This is a genomic window from Streptomyces sp. NRRL B-1347 (genome assembly GCF_000720325.1).
Taxonomy (GTDB): domain Bacteria; phylum Actinomycetota; class Actinomycetes; order Streptomycetales; family Streptomycetaceae; genus Streptomyces.
The window spans coordinates 1-255 of record NZ_JOJM01000322.1 but is presented as its reverse complement, the minus strand read 5'-3'; the positions used below and the strand labels follow the sequence as shown (position 1 = coordinate 255).

1 protein-coding gene is annotated in these 255 nt (G+C 63.5%); it reads left to right on the top strand.

What is annotated here, in order from left to right; genetic code table 11:
• Positions 1 to 28: 28 nt before the first annotated feature.
• A partial coding sequence (locus tag IG74_RS47455) for an AMP-binding protein (protein WP_324607550.1) occupies positions 29 to 255 on the top strand: 227 nt, incomplete at its 3' end.

The window sequence follows — 255 nt, the reverse complement described above, 5'->3', positions numbered from 1 at the left end:
GGAGTGGAGTGGTGTTTCCCGTCCGGTGGTGGAGGCGTCGCTGACGGAGCTGTTCGCGGCTCAGGTGGGTCGTACGCCTGATGCGGTTGCGGTTACGTTCGGTGGTACGGCGTGGTCGTACGCGGAGTTGGACGCGCGGGCGAATCGTCTGGCGCGGTTGCTGATTTCGCGGGGTGTGGGTGCGGAGTCTCTGGTTGCGGTCTGTATAGAGCGTTCTAGTGACTTGGTCGTATCACTCCTCGCGGTGCTGAAGGC